We start from the raw sequence: 2,220 nt of genomic DNA, 5'->3' as shown, positions 1-2,220 counted from the left end.
GACCGAGGCCACCGAGCTGGTCCGGACGCTTGCCGCCGACATGGAACGCTCGCTGTCGATGGCCGGCTCCGCCACCGCGGAATCGATCACGTCGGGTGCGCGTGAAGCCCAGAGCACGCTGGTCAATGCGTCGACCGACGCTGCCAGCAAGGTGTCGGCGCTTGCCTCCGACATCCAGCGCGCGCTGTCGATGGCCGGTTCCGGCACCGTCGAGGTGCTGACCGCCGGCGCCCGCGAGGCGCAGAACACCCTCGTCACCGCGTCGACGGAGGCCGCCAACCACGTCAAGTCGCTGGCAGCCGATGTCGAGCGCACCCTGACGTCGGTCGGCACCAACACCGCCCAGGTGATCCTCGGCAGCGCCCGCGATGCCCAGACCTCGTTCGTGGCAACCTCCAGCGAGGCCGCGGCGCAGATGCGCGCGATCTCCGTCGAGATCGAACGCTCGCTGACCACGACCAGCGCGGAGACTGCGCAGACCATTCTGGGCAGCGCCCGCGAGGCCCAGAGCTCGTTTGCGGCGACCTCCGCCGACGCCGCCGCCCAGATCCGCACGCTCTCGACCGACATCGAGCGCGCGCTAGGTTCGGTCACGGCCAAGACCACCGACAACATCCAGACCTCGGCGCAGAACGCACAGGCCGCGCTGATCACCATGTCCAACGAGGTCTCGACCAAGGTCAAGACGACCTCCGCCGACATCGAACGTTCGGTGCTGTCGGCTTCCAGCGCGTTCGGCTCGGCGATGACCGGCAAGACCGACGAGATCGTCACCTATGTGCAGCAGCAGACCGAGCGTCTGTCGCAGATGGTCGACGGCCGCCGCGGCTCGCTGGTGGAGGCGCTGACCGCCAAGACCACGCAGCTGTCGGCCGACATGGATCGCGCCACCGCCGACGCGCTGAAGGCGATCGAAACCCGCGGCCTCGCCTTCTCGCAGTCGATGGCAGCGCATGGCGGCGACGTCGCGCGCAACATCACCTCGGCGGGCGATCAGGCGACCGGCGCGGTGGCGAAGTCGCTCAAGGAGCTCGAGCAGGCCTCGCGCGCGGCGATCGACCAGTCGCGCCAGGTCTCGATTTCGGCCGTCACCGAGATGCAGGAGACCAGCAAGATCCTGCGCACCGACACGGTCGCGCTGTTCGAGCGGCTGCGCGAGGGCAACATCCTGCTGCAGGAAGTGTTGACCGGCGCCCACGACAACCTCAACTCGCTGGAGCGTGCGCTGGTGACCCGCGTGGCCGACTTCGTGTCCGCCATGAACGACGTCACCTCGCGCAACGGCGTGGCGACCCAGACGCTGGAAGACCAGCTGACGGTGTTCAACAGCAAGACCGGCAAGGCACTGGAGGATCTCGGCGCGCTGTCGAGCCAGTTCGAGACTCATGGCAAGGCGCTGATCGATGCGGCTGCCGTGGTCGAGCAGGCCAACCGCTCGACGACGGCCTCCGTCAGCGAGCGCAAGGAGGCGCTGGAAGCGCTGGTCACGACCATCGACCTGCGCACCACCGACCTCGACCAGCGGCTGTCGCGCTTCACCGGGCTGCTCGATGAATCGCTCGGCGCGGCCGAGGAGCGCGCCCGCGACATCGCGCGCGTGGTGGCGGAGACCGCCGGCGCCGGATCGGCTGCGATCAGCCGGCAGTTCGAGGCGGTGCGCCAGGCCGCCGAGAACGAGCGTCAGCAGACCGTGACGCGATGAACGAGCTCTACCAGCAGAGCAACGCCGAGACCGATGCGATGTTCAAGGAATCGACGGAGAAGTTCTCCGCGATGGTCACGGCGATGAAGCAGATGGCGAGCGAGATGCACAGCGAGCTCGAGGCCACCCGCAACGAGCTGCGCCGTGGCGTGCTGGAAATGCCGCAGGAGGCTGCCGAGAACACCGCGCAGATGCGCAAGGTGATCGTCGACCAGATCGAGGCGCTGGCCGAGCTCAACCGCATCGTGGCCCATCACGGCCGCGGGCTCGACGTGGTCTCGACCAACCGCACCAGCGTCCGCCACGAAGAGCCGCTGATGGCTGCTGCCGGTGGCCGCGGCGACGTGCGCATGCGGGACGACGCACGCATGCGGGACAATAGCAACAGCGCTTCGACGCTGCCGCCGCCCGATCTCGGCATGGCATCGTCGCGCCGCACCGAAGCCCCGTCGGTCAGCCCGGCGAGCCCCAACAACGGCGACGGCTGGCTGTCCGACCTGCTCAACCGCACCGATGCG

Annotated in this window: 1 pseudogene; it reads left to right on the top strand. The window is 68.7% G+C overall.

Annotation, left to right across the window (positions count from 1 at the left end):
- A pseudogene (locus tag H8A92_RS40250) lies at window positions 1-2,220 on the top strand (apolipoprotein A-IV repeat region-like domain-containing protein); the annotation flags it as partial.

The sequence above is a fragment of the Bradyrhizobium acaciae genome (genome assembly GCF_020889785.1).
Lineage (GTDB): Bacteria > Pseudomonadota > Alphaproteobacteria > Rhizobiales > Xanthobacteraceae > Bradyrhizobium > Bradyrhizobium acaciae.
The sequence above is the reverse complement of the archived record's forward strand: the minus strand, read 5'-3'. Positions and strand labels throughout refer to the sequence as shown.